Genomic DNA, 13,514 nt, shown 5'->3' on the forward strand with positions numbered 1-13,514 from the left:
CTTTATTTATTACATAAAAGGATATTCACGTTTTCCGCTTGCTGACGCAGCAAAATCGGAGAATGCTTTTTGGATAGCAAACGCAACCTTTTTAAATTGTTTGCCCCTTAAAATATACCAACAGTATTTAACAAAATTTTTGCCGATAAAGAACATTAAAAATAGAAGAAAATTTAACTTGTTGGCATAAATGGACATAAACAGCAAATTATTTCTTGTTCCGTAATAATTGGAGAGAGGTGAACGATAGCCGGTAGTTGCTGAGATTTTGTGAAAAACAAGTGAATCAGGGACATATCGTAATTTATATCCAGCCTTTCTTATTTCAAGACTATAGGCTGCATCCTCATAATAAAGAAAATAATCTTCATTCAAGTACCCAACTTTATCAAGAATGTCCAACGGAAATAAAAACACACAACCAGTTAGAAAATTCTCATCACTAGCTATTTTTCCATTCCTCTCCAATGTTTTATGCAGTACTCGTCCTGTTAACCACTTTATATCTCCGCCCCCATACCATGTTTTATTGCGTTTACTGTGGTAATTGATATGGGAACAACAAGCACCAACTTCTTTATCCTTCTCACATTCAGCTACAAGCGGTTCAAGAAAATAGGGATCAACTTCTGTATCATTGTTTAGTAAGAGAAAGTAGTCAATATCAGCAATATGGCTAAGCGCATAGTGAATCCCTTTGTTATTCCCAGCGGCGAATCCGTGATTCCCACCCAGTTCAAGAAAATGGAACCTGGACTCTTCTATAAATTCTTTTAAACTAGCATTCTCTTTTGAAGCATTATCTACGACAACTACTTCATGATTGGCATATGTTATATTGTTCAGTGATTTCAAACAAGCAATCGTATCTTGCGTACCATTAAAATTCACAATTATCGTACAAACCTTTGGCTTCATACGCACCATATTCCTTCCTCTATTAGCGTTGGATCTCCGCTTCCTGATTAACTAACAACTTATTTTTGACGGTGTAATAAAAAAACTGGAAATTGCCAATCAAATATCTCCTCCACATGCGTCTCGGTTCTAACATAAGACGGAACACCCATTCCATCTTCAAGGTCCTTATAAGCTTAGGAGCACGCGGGATCCGACCTGATGCAAAATCAATATAAGCGCCAACGCCAAGTATGACTCTAGCATCAAGTGCATCTTTATTCCGGTCAATCCATTTTTCTTGGATAGGCACTCCTCTGCCAACAATTAAGATATCTGGCGATACATCGTTAATCTGCTGAATAACTTCTTGATTCTCTTCATCACTAAAATATCCACTCCGTTGTCCAACAATCTTAATATTCGGCATGACTGCCTGTATATTTTGTTTAGCTAGTTCAGCAACGCCAGGACCTGCTCCAAGCAAAAACACACTGTACTCTTTTTCGCTCGCTAATTGCAACAGCATTGGGATAAAATCAGTCCCATTCAAATTTTCCTTAAGCTGGATACCGAACAACTTAGCTCCTAATCTAATCCCAAAGCCGTCATTCAGCAAAAAGTCAGCTCTATTGATGATTTCCCTGTAATCATTGTCCCTTTGCGCGATATTATAACAATGGGCATTTAAGAAATAGATTGCTGCTTTCTTTTTGTTTATGAGACGGGATTCTATCACACATAAGCCTTCCTTTATATTAAAGATATCCATTGCAACATTGCCCAAATGGGACTTTTTCATTTGGATCAGTCTCCTTAACCCCTATTTTCAGTCCATTTATCTGCTCATTATAAACTCAATGAATCTATCTATGATTGCTGAATTTTATTTCATGAGCACTGCTTCTTTTTCAAATAAATTGCTGAAATCCATATTTTGAGCCATTATATTAGCCTGTGCATAAGAAGAATGTGTACCAGCATCTGTCCACCGCCCTCTCAGCACATCAAATTTCAGTAAACCCTCCTTAATATAGTGATTATTGACATCTGTAATTTCCATTTCACCTCGCGCTGATGGGGTAAGCTGGTCAATTATCCTATAAACGGTCGAATCGTACATATAAATGCCCGTCACTGCATAGTTCGATTTTGGTACCATTGGTTTTTCTTCTATCGCGATGATTCTGCCGTCATATATAACCGGAACACCGAAACGTTTTGGATCCTCAACCTCTTTAATTAAAATTTTCGCGCCACTCTCCTGTTGCGCAAAATGCTGCACATAAGGTCGAATTGTATCTGTGAAAATATTGTCTCCAAGAATGACGACCATTTTCTCATTTTCAGTGAAATCGCGAGCAAGTCCAAGAGCCTCTGCTATACCGCCGGCCTTTTCCTGCACCTTATAAGAAAATTCAACTCCAAATTCAAAGCCGCTGCCAAGCAAATCAACTACATCCCCCATATGTTCTCTGCCCGTTACAATTAATATTTCTTCAATTCCGGACTCCTTCAGTTTATAAACTGAATGATAAATCATTGGATATTTTCCGATTGGAAGCAGATTTTTATTGGTGACCTTTGTTAAAGGATAAAGCCGCGATCCGGTACCTCCAGCAAGGATAATTCCTTTCATTTACAACACTCCCTATTAAGTTTTTTATCTCCTAACCTTTAAAACAATCGGTTTATTGAATAAGAAGGGAATAGATACTTCTTTTCTCACTAGCGCGATCCCTATGCATAACAGCATGGTGATTATGCCGCCAGAAAAAAAATGGATAAATTGATGACCAGGCAAAAAGGAGATAATTAAATAGACCACTCCTGCGGTGAAACCTGAGGTTCCAAATGTCATCAAAATTGACCTGTAGGGTAGAAGCTCCCTTTGCCGAATTTCAAATACTTTGCATACATCTCTTTGCTGCAGGTAAATACTAATAAAACATGAGATAACAGAAGCTATAGCTACCCCGATGTACCCAAATAACCCCATCAATGCTAGTCCTAGAACGATATTGCAAATAACCGTGATAAGCGCGTTTTTTAAAACTAGCTTTTGATTACCGGATATAAGTAAAGGCGTGTAAAAAACTGTAAAGCGAAGCGGGAATTTCATTAAATATATTAAAAAGATGATGGATCCGCTTAAATAAGTATCAGAGTATAAAAGATCGATAAACTCTTTATGATAGAAAAATAGAATCCAAAAAATAGGGAACATGACTAATGATAGTAATCGGCTTGATTCTGACCAGAGATTTAAGGCTTCTAGCTTCCGCCTTTGTATGCTGTATAAACGACCTAGTCTTGGTAGCATCGCTGTTATAACAGCTACAGTAATAATAGACATGAAAGGAATCTCTTTTGATGATATTGAATAAATTGCAAACAATTCTATTGAGTAGAATAACCAAATGATGACTTTATCACTTGTCTGTGTAATCACATCGATGGCTGTTACTGCTCCAACTGCCGCTGTATATTTAAGCTGCTGTTTTAATAATGGCAGATCTCCTTTTAAAGACATGCCATGAATCTTATGGAAAAACAGATGCAAAATGATGACTCTAACGATTTCAAACAGGGCAATCAGTTTAATTGTTAAGAGTAGCTCCTTTGTCGCATATAATGTATAGCCAATAATCAGGAAATAGGCAAAATAATAAGATAAATTAATAAAGCTATAAATTTTAGCCCTCTTAATAGAAACAAACAAATTTTCTAAATAACAGCCCATTATGGTTGCAAAGCTCCAAAATCCAATCCAAATCTCATATTTGCGCAATGGGCTATCCTTTAATAAAAACTCAATATTGTATAGAGTATACAGGCCGAAAATCATCAGTACACCAAGAATGAACAAAACCCAGAACGTATTGGTTATCACTAATGATTTTTCACGTTCATTATCCGTTTTGTTAAAGAAATAACTGAACGTTGTATGCATCTCAAACGGAATAAAAGCACCTACCATTACTGCAATCAAAAAGATTTGCTGATAAAGGCCCATTTCTGTTAAGGTCAGTAATCTGGCTATAAGAATAGTTAAAAAAACTTGGACAATTGATTTGGCAAATCGATTAATTGATAACAACATTGATTCTTTAATCATCAGTAACTCCCACCGTACGATTTAGAATAAGTCGATATAAAACATAAATATTATTTATGACTATCACTTCTTTCTTATTGTTCTTTCCTAATAAGCATTATTAGGAAAGAACATTACGATAAACGTTTTGCAAATGATTTTTATATCATAAAAGAAATGGCGCTTACGAATATAATAAAGGTCCAGCTCAACCATTTTTTCAAAGCCGACACTGCTTCTACCAGTAACCTGCCATAATCCTGTACAGCCGGGAATAACGGACAAACGCTGTTTATGATAGTCAGAGTAACTTTCTACCTCTCTCGGCAATGGCGGCCTGGGACCGACCAAACTCATCTCTCCTTTCAAAACATTCCACAGTTGTGGCAATTCATCAATACTCGTCTTGCGAATAAAACGTCCTATTTTTGTAACCCTAGGATCCTCTTTCATTTTAAAAATAGCCCCACTGGACTCATTTTGATTGAGCAGTGTCTCTATCAGTTGCTCTGCGTTCATCACCATAGATCTGAACTTATACATACAGAATGTTTTTCCATCCTTGCCTACACGTATTTGTTTAAAGAACACAGAAGCCTTAGGATCTTCAATTTTTATCAAGACGGCTACAATAAAAAATACAGGAATTAACAGCAGAAGACCCACTACAGCTAGAATAATGTCTAAGTATCTTTTAGATACTAGATATAATTTCTTGTTATCAAGCTCATTCGGTTCTGCGAACGCTTCCTGTGCAGTCCCTGCCTTAGAAGAAATCAATGAATTCACTCCTTTTTCCCCTGATATATGGTGGCTTTTACTTTTGGTTTGAGTTGTTCCAGTCCTTTAATTATTTTTCCATTCCAGCCCCCTTTTGTTCTCAATAACGAATTTTATAGGTATACTAAAGAGTGATTGAATTAATCAGAGAAAGAATTTCATTCACTCTTTTTCCCATGAATATGCTTACTTTTACTTTTGGCTTGAATATTCAGTCCTTCTATTACGTTTCTATATAGCTCTCTTTGTTCTTAATAACGAACTATATAAATGTACTAAAGAGTCACTGAGCTAATCATAGGAAGAATTTCATCCCATTCCATGCTAATTCTATGCACATCTTCCTCCGTCAGCGAACTACCTTTTTGAACTTCAATTAATTCCAAGTCGGAAATAGCTTTCAATGCATGTCTTGTGCCAGCTGGAATTTCAATTACGCTTCCCGGCTTCACATCGTATATATATTCATTCAGTACCAAAGAACCCTCACCTTTGAGAATAGTCCAAACTTCCTTTCTCTTATTATGCTCCTGATAGCTTAAATTGCTGCCGGCATGAATGGTTATTCTTTTTGTGAGCACTTCTGTCCCATTATCATAGACGGTTTGATCAAGGACTTTATACGACCCCCATCGTCTCTCTTCATACATCGGCCTTTGATTAAAATGAAATATGAATTTCTTAAGATCATGACTCAAACCTTTATTGGCAACTAAGATGCCATCGGGGCTCGCGACAACCACCGCATCTGGCATACCAAGAACCGCAACTGGAATGTCCAGCTCATTGATGATATGGGTATTATGAGATTTTGGGCAAATAACACCTAAGCCTTGAACAGTCTCGATCATTTGCTCAGTTAAGGTGCTCCAAATCCCCAGGTCCCTCCATATTCCTTTATAGGGGAGAGCGACAATATTCTTCGTTTTCTCGACAACTTCAAAATCAAAACTAATACTAGGCAGGAGTTCATAGACATTTTGTAGCTGTTCGTACTCTATAGGCAAATTCATTTCTTCTAAAATCGAAATCATAAAACCTAACTTAAATGCAAATACACCACAATTCCATAATGCCTCTTCCTTTATCAATCTTTGTGCATACTCTTCTGTCGGCTTTTCTACAAAATGGCTAACAAGAACTAGCCCATCATTTTTCTTTTCTGGAACGATGTAGCCAAAACTAGTAGAAGGATAGCTTGGTTCCACTCCCATTAAAGCAATACTGCAATCTGTTGTGTTTAGCGTATCCTCCAATTTTTTCACAGATTCATAGAAATCATTTTCCACGTAAGAATCAATGGGCAAAACGGAAACTACTTCATCTAGGCTGATTCCTTTGATCGAATATAGGTAGGAGGCAGCAAGAGCAATTGCCGGAAAAGTATCCCGCCGCTCTGGCTCAATAATAAGGGGAACGTTTGAGCCGAGCTGATTTTTCAGGATATCCACTTGTTTCTTACTCGTCGCAATAACTGCCGACTTCATTAGTCCTACTTCATCCATTTGTCGCCATACTCTCTGAGACATTGATTCGTTTGTCTTATCATGCCCTTCCAATACTTTCAGAAATTGCTTTGAACGTGAATCATTAGATAAAGGCCATAATCTTTGCCCCGATCCTCCAGATAAAAGGATAACCTGCATTTAACCACTCCTTAATAATCAGTTATATTGATAAGCCTTTGGTTTTATTGGATTTCCATTTAATGAAGCTCCCAATAATTCCGCTTTGGAATCTTGTAAAACATTTACTGCCTTTCTTGCATCTTCTTTTAATGTCTGACCGCTTTTCACGACCAGCATGGAAGCTTCACAAAGATTAGCAAGTATTTGCGTTTCAGCGGTATACAAGATAGGTGAAGTATCAAATATTATGGTGTCATATTGCTGGCTTAGAATCGAGATAATGTCCTCTATTCGATTTGCTGTTAAGAGCTCGTACGATGTTTTGGTTACGGGACCGCTCTGGATGATATGGAGATTTGGTATATCTGAAATGCATATAGCTTCATCCACAGTCGCTTTGCCAGCAAGAATAGCTGTTAAGCCATCAGATTGTTTAAGGTCAAATAATTTATGAATCTTCGGTCTTCTTAAATCAGCATCAATGACGATGACTTTTTTATCATGCTGGGCTAGCACGATACCCAGATTTGCGGCGGTGGTCGTTTTGCCGTCCCCGTGGTTTGGAGATGTGACAAGCAGAGTCTGGATGTCTTTACCAATTCGAGAAAACGTTATGCTTGAGCGCAGCAATCTGTACTGCTCACTCACAATCGATTGTTTATAAATTTGTGCATATTTCGCTCTTTCCTTGCTCACCAGCAAGTCTTTATTTCTATTACGACTCAAATGTACGTCCTCCTATTTTCACCCGGCTGTCCTCCATCTGCCTTTCCATGCTTTTGCTGCTAACTTTAATTTCCGGGATATTTCCAATAACCGGTATACCTAATTCATAAAGGATATCTTTTTCATCTCTGATTGTAGGGTCGAGGTACTCCAACAAGAAAGCTACCCCAATAGCACAAAATAAGCCTAATGAAAAACCAATCAGTACATTTCTAATCATATCTGGATTAAATATCCCATAAGGCTCTTCAACATTTGCATTCGCGAGAATATGAATATTATCAATATTCATTAATGTAGTAACCTCTTGCTGGAATACTGTCGCAATACTATCGGCCATTTTCGCTGCCAGAACAGGGTCCTGATCCTTGACGACTATTTCAACAACTTGAGAATTTTGAGTCGTGTTTACTGTGACTTGCTCATTTAATTTATCGATGCTTCTGTCAAGGCTGAGCTCACTAATTACATCTGCTAGAATAGCCTGGCTCTTGATCAACATACTGTATGTATGAATCAATTCAATATTCGCACGGACTTGATTAGGGTCGATTAAATTAGTTTCATTGCTATCAGTTTTGGCGTCCTCTTTTTTTGTTTTCTTATCCTGATTTTGTTGTTCGTTCGTGTTCATAGTGTCGTTGACAAGAATTTGTGTGGATGATTCATACGAAGGAGATAAAAAGAGATAGGAAATAATGCCACTGGCCAGAGCCGCTATTAACGTCATCAAAATAATAAGTACTAACCGTCTCTTTAATACACTTAAAATATCCTTAAAACTTACTGTATCTTCCATCCCAACCTCCATACATTTCTTTTTTTGTTCTCAAAAGAGAACTTATTGTTGATTGTAGTATAGAACCTAGAATTAGAAAAGGGTTTAAATTGTCAAAATTTGTATTTTGGTAAAATTTATTTATTTTAGGGTATTTCAGTTTATATTGATTCTAAATAATGAATGTAAGCCTTTTCGTATTTTTATATACTTATCCACCAGTCGATTTAATAATCAAAGGTAATAATTTATAATGAACAGCCCTTGGCCATGTTTTCTTAACACCATTTCAAAATAATTTAAATTACTTTACCTTCGCTTTTTTATAAGATAAATGTTTTTCGCAAAAAAAAGCATTTATTGTAAGCGCTTTCTATATTGAGGATAGTTAGTTCTCTATGCATCTTCATTCTTATCCTACATTCAAAAATAAACCCTTTCCGTTCGCTCTAAAGCACACGGAAAGGGTTTATTCCTTGTCAATCTTTCCGGAAAGAACCGATAACTCCGGTAGATTGAACGATATTTGTAAATGCATGTGGGTCTACTTCCTGAATAACACTCTGTAAATCATATAGCTCATAACGGCTTATCACAATCATTAGCATATTTTTATCTTCGCCCGTAAAGGCTCCAACAGCAGGAATCATTGTTATTCCGCGTACCAGCTTGGAATGAATCGCCTGCTTCAATTCATCTGCATGTCTTGTTACAATCATAGCTGTAACTTTTATATGTCTTGTATGAATAGCATCAATTACTCTCGTAGAAACATATAATGAAATTAATGTATAAAGTGCCTGTTCTTCTGAATACATAAGCCCCGCAATGGCTACAATAGCTCCATTCAGCATTAAAAAGTAAATGCCGATTGGCTTATCATTGATTCTAGAAAGAATCATTGCCACGATATCCATACCACCAGTGGAAGCACCGAATCGCAGTGTGATTCCCACACCGGCCGCTCCAATTACACCGCCGAAAACAGCATTTAGGATAATATCATCTGAATAGGATTGTACCGGTAATATTTCTAAGAATAATGACATTAATACAACAGCTAAAAAGCTGTACACTGTGAAAGACCTTCCAACCTTAAACCATGCAAGAATAGCAATCGGAATATTAAGAGCAAGTAATAATATACCTGTAGATAAATTAATATTCGTAAACATGTCCAATGCTGCTGATATAATTTGGGCTGTACCCGTGAACCCACTCGCAAACACGTTTGCAGGTATCAAGAAATAATTCATTGCGATTGCATTTAATAAAGCTCCAACCACAACAGCCAGTATTTTTTTTGTTTCATTCCAAACCAAATTTAGCTCCTCCTTAAGTTGACAACTGAAAATAAATTCCCCATGATAGATAGATATGTGAACAATTTTTGTTTTCTATAAAAGATAATAGACTTATAATTAAACTAAGTAAATTTTAAAAAAGTAGGTGTCTATATGAGTGTACAAATTTTGGCTGATAGTGCAAGCGATTTGCCATTAGAATACTTCCAGGATAACAACATCATTCTTTTTCCATTAAAAGTACATCTTGATGACAATGAATATGATGATCAAGTTACAATCAAACCAAAAGTAGTCTACGATGCCATGCGCGAAGGAAAAGCACCCAAAACATCACAGGTGTCTCCACAAAGTTTTTACGAAAAATTCGAAGAGCTGGCAAAAAATAAACAACCCGGACTTTATGTCGCATTTTCTTCCGAATTAAGCGGTACCTATCAAACAGCTGTTATGATGAGAGACGAAGTTAAAGCTGAGTACCCGGATCTTCAATTAGAAATTGTCGACAGTAAATGCGCGTCTTTGGGCTATGGCCTAGTCGTCATGGAAGCCGTACGCAAAGCTGCTAAAGGAGCCAGTCTTGAAGAACTGAAAGAAACAGCACAGTTTTCAGCCTCCCATATGGAACATTTATTTACGGTAGACAATTTGGAATACCTGGCTCGAGGTGGCCGAATTTCCAAAACATCTGCTTTTTTCGGCGGGTTATTGAATATCAAGCCACTGCTAAATGTTGAAGATGGCAAACTGGTTCCACTGGATAAATTCCGCGGCCGCAAAAAACTGATGCAAGCCGTCATCGATGTAATGAAAGAACGAGGAGACCAATTAGATAAACAAATAATTGGAATCAGTCATGGCGATGATATCGAAAAAGCTATGGAATTCAAGCAATTAATTGAAGAAAATTTCCAACCAAAATCCGTATATATTTCATCTGTCGGTGCAACTGTTGGCGCTCATGCCGGTCCAGGTACCATTGCGATATTTTTCTTAAATAAACTATCCTGAAATACATTCTGATGTATACATATTTTCCCCTACTTGCAGCATACTACACATATGCGTAGTAAATAAATTGCAAAGGGGCAATCACACATGGGATATCATACTTCAGATAATGATAAAAAAGCCAGAGATAACCAAGCTAAACATGAAATTAAAAATATTCAGGAAGAGAAAAACCGAAAAGCCGGAAAAAAATCTTTTTCAAAAAAGACTGATCACTTATAAGTAAAATCTCCATTTCAACATATTAACTGTGTATAAAGAGGATTTCAATAAAAAATCCTCTTTTTTACTTGTAATTGAACTTATATAGTGCTTTTTTTATAATAAAGTTAAAAAACGGAGGGATAGTATGGCTAAAGAAAGCTCATTTGATGTGGTTTCAAAAATTGACTTATCCGAAGTAACAAATGCTGTAACGATGGCAATGAAGGAAGTAAAAACACGTTATGATTTTAAAGGTAGCAAAAGTGATATTAAGCTGGAAAATGAGGAACTCGTGCTTGTTTCTGACGATGATTACAAAATGGGGCAGTTAAAGGATGTTTTGATGAGCAAGCTCATAAAACGCGGCGTTCCCATCAAGAACCTTGATTATGGGAAAATGGAAGGCGCTTCAGGCGGCACAGTTCGTCAACGAGCTAAATTAGTTCAAGGAATAGATAAAGACAACGCAAAGAAAATTAATTTAATTGTTAAAAATGTGGGTAACAAAGTTAAATCCCAAATACAGGACGATCAAATCCGTGTGACCGGAAAAAGCAAGGATGATCTTCAGCAAGTTATTGCAGCCATTCGGGAAGCGGATCTTTCTATTGAAGTTCAATTTATCAACTTCCGCTAGTAGTTACATAGGTTTGAAGAGCTACTTATAGAGGCATATTGAATTGCATCTAAAAAGCCATCGGCTACACGATGGCTTTTTTTCTATTTTTCAGGTTTAATATAGGGAACTATTTGTGCAGTGATGCCCACTGAAGCCCAGTAATAAAACTCTTATTCTCTAATGCTTTAAAATTTTCAGTCCATCTAATGAGCATTACCCTTAATAGCCCAACCTTCTCAAAGGGTTTATTTTTAATTCGGTTAAAAAATCCTGAATTTCTTCACTATCACTACTTGGATCCTATTGTTTTGAGCATTAACAAAACGACATTAAAATCAGCAAATCATCACATTTTTTTACATACACCATATTTTCCAGTGCTTTTTTTGTAAGTAATAAAACATCCTTAACTTTAATCCTATTTCCATGTTTCTTTTTCCATAAATGAGGAATAACAATAGGGAAACATTAATTGGAAAGGATGTTGTGAAATGAATGAAGATATAAAAATCGGTAAAGATGGATTTCCAGCCCAAGAACAGGATACTCAACCTGGTGTAACAAACGAAATGCATCCTGAACCAAAAGAAGTCGATGAAAATTATAAAGGCAGCGATAAATTAAAAGGAAAAGTAGCGATTATCACAGGCGGAGACAGTGGGATTGGCCGATCTGTTGCCCACTATTATGCTAAAGAAGGCGCCAATGTTGCGATTGTGTATTTGAATGAACACGAGGATGCGAATAAAGCAAAAGATTTAGTGGAAAACGAAGGCGTACAATGTATGCTATTGGCTGGAGATATCGGTGACAGTGCTTTTTGCCGCGAAGTCGCCGAAAAAGTTAAAAGTGAATTCGGCAAAATTGATATCTTAGTCAATAACGCAGCTGAACAGCATCCTCAGGAGAGCCTGTTGGATATCAGTGATGAACAATTAGAAAAAACATTTAGAACCAATATCTTTTCACAATTCTATTTAACAAAAGCTGTCCTTCCTCACTTATCTAAAGGAAGCTCCATCATTAATACAACTTCTGTAACAGCCTATCAAGGTAATGCACAATTGATTGATTATTCTTCAACGAAAGGTGCCATTGTATCCTTTACACGTGCGCTTTCCAATAGTATTGCCAGCAAAGGAATCCGCGTGAATGCAGTAGCACCGGGACCAATTTGGACACCATTAATTCCTGCTACATTCGAGGCTGATAAAGTGGCTGAATTTGGTAAAAACGTTCCACTTGGACGTGCTGGACAACCATCCGAATTAGCCCCAACTTATGTTTATTTGGCAAGTGATGATTCCAGCTATGTCAGCGGACAGGTCCTTCATGTCAATGGCGGCTCTGTTGTGAATGGGTAATTAACGATTCTAGATCATATACACAAAGACAGGGTAACACTCTCAATTGAGGGTGTTACCCTTTTCGATTTTCTTTCTATATAGTTTATCGCCCCTCACTTGACGCCGACTATATAATCTTATTCAGCGACCTTCATGACGAAAAATGTTTTGTTTCAACAAACAGTGGAAAAGTATACACATAGATGAAAAATATAGGAGGTATTCAGTTATGAGTGAAAGATTTAATAATGCGCCAGGACAAGAGCAAGAAGTACAACCGGGATTGCAGTATAAAATGGATCCCGAACCTATTACCGTTACTTCTTCCTATAAAGGCAGTGGGAAATTAAAAGATAAAGTGGCTATTATTACTGGCGGTGACAGCGGAATTGGCCGATCAGTTGCAGTCTACTTTGCCAAAGAAGGCGCCGATGTAGCTATTCTTTATGTCGATAGAGAACAAGAAGATGCCGAAAAAACAAAAGAGCTTGTAGAAGCGGAAGGCCGAAAATGCCTGTTAATCACAGGCGATGTTGGATATGAAGATGTTTGCATAAATGCTGTAGAAAAGACCGTTGAAACATTCGGTAAACTCGATATTCTTGTCAATAACGCTGCAGAACAGCATGTTCAAAAAGAATTTACTGACATAACGTCAGAACAATTGGAACGCACATTCCGAACCAATATATTCGGATATTTTTATATGGCAAAAGCAGCCATGAAACATCTTCCGAAGGGCGGCAAGATTATCAATTCTGCCAGTGTAACAGCCTACCAGGGTAATCCATTGTTAATTGATTACTCATCTACAAAGGGAGCGATTGTATCCTTTACCCGTGCCCTTTCAAATAGTGTTGCTCCTAAGGGCATCTATGTGAATGCCGTTGCACCAGGACCTATTTGGACACCGTTAATCCCCGCATCCTTCTCTGCTGAGCAAATTGAAGAAAGCTGGGGTCAAAATACACCGCTTGGCCGTATTGGGCAGCCTGATGAATTGGCTCCTACTTATGTTTACCTGGCAAGTGATGACTCGTCCTATGTTTCTGGACAAACCTTGCATGTAAATGGCGGCAGTGTCGTTAATGGATAATGGATAAAGATAGAAAATGGTGAAGACA

Annotated in this window: 14 protein-coding genes and 1 pseudogene; 5 read left to right on the plus strand and 10 right to left on the minus strand. The window is 37.3% G+C overall.

Annotated features, from left to right (window positions below; all coding sequences use genetic code 11):
- Positions 1 to 9: 9 nt before the first annotated feature.
- The 9 genes from FHY45_RS03880 to FHY45_RS03920 form a co-directional block, all read right to left on the minus strand.
- Positions 10 to 927, minus strand: a complete 918-nt coding sequence (locus FHY45_RS03880) for a glycosyltransferase family 2 protein (protein ID WP_139891444.1) — start codon at positions 925 to 927, stop codon at positions 10 to 12.
- Between the two features lie 13 nt (positions 928 to 940).
- Positions 941 to 1,699 (minus strand): WecB/TagA/CpsF family glycosyltransferase, encoded by a 759-nt coding sequence (locus FHY45_RS03885; protein ID WP_066101550.1) that lies wholly within the window; start codon positions 1,697 to 1,699, stop codon positions 941 to 943.
- Positions 1,700 to 1,783: 84 nt separating this feature from the next.
- Positions 1,784 to 2,536, minus strand: a complete 753-nt coding sequence (locus tag FHY45_RS03890; protein ID WP_066101553.1) for a sugar phosphate nucleotidyltransferase — start codon at positions 2,534 to 2,536, stop codon at positions 1,784 to 1,786.
- 24 nt (positions 2,537 to 2,560) lie between these two features.
- Entirely contained in the window at positions 2,561 to 4,015 is a 1,455-nt protein-coding gene (locus tag FHY45_RS03895; protein WP_066101556.1) for an oligosaccharide flippase family protein, read from the minus strand.
- Between the two features lie 87 nt (positions 4,016 to 4,102).
- On the minus strand, positions 4,103 to 4,774 hold the full coding sequence (locus tag FHY45_RS03900; protein ID WP_066102381.1) for a sugar transferase: 672 nt from the start codon (positions 4,772 to 4,774) through the stop codon (positions 4,103 to 4,105).
- Between the two features lie 275 nt (positions 4,775 to 5,049).
- Positions 5,050 to 6,420 (minus strand): sugar phosphate nucleotidyltransferase, encoded by a 1,371-nt coding sequence (locus FHY45_RS03905; RefSeq protein ID WP_139891445.1) that lies wholly within the window; start codon positions 6,418 to 6,420, stop codon positions 5,050 to 5,052.
- An 18-nt stretch (positions 6,421 to 6,438) separates the two neighbouring features.
- Positions 6,439 to 7,128 (minus strand): CpsD/CapB family tyrosine-protein kinase, encoded by a 690-nt coding sequence (locus FHY45_RS03910; RefSeq protein WP_077247960.1) that lies wholly within the window; start codon positions 7,126 to 7,128, stop codon positions 6,439 to 6,441.
- Positions 7,118 to 7,927: a YveK family protein gene (locus FHY45_RS03915; protein ID WP_066101564.1), complete on the minus strand. Its 810-nt coding sequence runs from the start codon at positions 7,925 to 7,927 to the stop codon at positions 7,118 to 7,120. The genes FHY45_RS03910 and FHY45_RS03915 overlap by 11 nt, the downstream gene beginning before the upstream one ends.
- 458 nt (positions 7,928 to 8,385) lie before the next feature.
- The gene (locus FHY45_RS03920) at positions 8,386 to 9,228 is read right to left on the minus strand and encodes a YitT family protein (protein WP_066101567.1); all 843 of its coding nucleotides are present in this window, start codon (positions 9,226 to 9,228) and stop codon (positions 8,386 to 8,388) included.
- A 135-nt stretch (positions 9,229 to 9,363) separates the two neighbouring features.
- Between FHY45_RS03920 and FHY45_RS03925 the strand changes: the two genes are divergently transcribed.
- The 3 genes from FHY45_RS03925 (at position 9,364) to FHY45_RS03935 (ending at position 11,062) form a co-directional block, all read left to right on the plus strand.
- Positions 9,364 to 10,221: a DegV family protein gene (locus FHY45_RS03925; RefSeq protein WP_139891446.1), complete on the plus strand. Its 858-nt coding sequence runs from the start codon at positions 9,364 to 9,366 to the stop codon at positions 10,219 to 10,221.
- An 87-nt stretch (positions 10,222 to 10,308) separates the two neighbouring features.
- Positions 10,309 to 10,443, plus strand: a complete 135-nt coding sequence (locus FHY45_RS03930) for a DUF3941 domain-containing protein (protein ID WP_139891447.1) — start codon at positions 10,309 to 10,311, stop codon at positions 10,441 to 10,443.
- Positions 10,444 to 10,570: 127 nt separating this feature from the next.
- Positions 10,571 to 11,062: a YajQ family cyclic di-GMP-binding protein gene (locus FHY45_RS03935; protein ID WP_066101573.1), complete on the plus strand. Its 492-nt coding sequence runs from the start codon at positions 10,571 to 10,573 to the stop codon at positions 11,060 to 11,062.
- Between the two features lie 83 nt (positions 11,063 to 11,145).
- On the opposite strand, the pseudogene FHY45_RS20775 reads toward FHY45_RS03935, so the two are convergent.
- Positions 11,146 to 11,326 (minus strand): annotated as a pseudogene (locus FHY45_RS20775) (hypothetical protein); the annotation flags it as partial.
- A 209-nt stretch (positions 11,327 to 11,535) separates the two neighbouring features.
- Between FHY45_RS20775 and FHY45_RS03945 the strand changes: the two are divergent.
- Positions 11,536 to 12,408, plus strand: a complete 873-nt coding sequence (locus FHY45_RS03945) for an SDR family oxidoreductase (protein ID WP_066101576.1) — start codon at positions 11,536 to 11,538, stop codon at positions 12,406 to 12,408.
- A gap of 211 nt (positions 12,409 to 12,619) precedes the next feature.
- The gene (locus FHY45_RS03950; RefSeq protein ID WP_139891448.1) at positions 12,620 to 13,486 is read left to right on the plus strand and encodes an SDR family oxidoreductase; all 867 of its coding nucleotides are present in this window, start codon (positions 12,620 to 12,622) and stop codon (positions 13,484 to 13,486) included.
- Positions 13,487 to 13,514 lie beyond the last annotated feature (28 nt).

Source organism: Bacillus sp. D386 (genome assembly GCF_006346415.1).